Genomic DNA, 483 nt, shown 5'->3' with positions numbered 1-483 from the left:
GCAAACATACCGACCGAAACAGCCACCACGCACCCTACGCCCCCCAACGCAGCAACACGCCCCCCAAAAACGGCAACAACCAAATCAGCCACACAAATACAAACAAAACCCTCAACCCCCCCAAAAAACAAACCCACCACACACCACACACCCCCCCACACAAAGCCACCAACCAAAAACAACACCCAACCGCGCCCGCAACATTCAGCCCACCCCTTACCACCCCAAACAGCCAACACCCACAAACAAAGCCCCCCGCCCACCCACCCCCCAACCCACCACACACCCCAACAAACAAAACAACACCCCCCACCCACCTAACCCGCCAACACTCCACGCCAACCTCCACCACCCTCCAAGCCGAAAGCCGTGCCTCGGGCCGCCTGAAAAAACAGGAAAACCGTTTTTACTGATAAAGGCGGCCATCGTGTTTCCACCAGCCGTCAGTATGCCGGCCTGCCGAGCCATGGTGCGTCCAATGGA

Annotated in this window: 1 pseudogene; it reads left to right on the top strand. The window is 58.2% G+C overall.

Annotated elements, in window-relative coordinates:
* Positions 1 to 413, top strand: a pseudogene (locus ACTHTU_RS11245) (hypothetical protein); the annotation flags it as partial.
* Positions 414 to 483: the final 70 nt, after the last annotated feature.

It is taken from the genome of Neisseria sp. P0020.S005 (assembly GCF_051957055.1).
Lineage (GTDB): Bacteria > Pseudomonadota > Gammaproteobacteria > Burkholderiales > Neisseriaceae > Neisseria > Neisseria subflava_A.
The sequence above is the reverse complement of the archived record's forward strand: the minus strand, read 5'-3'. Positions and strand labels throughout refer to the sequence as shown.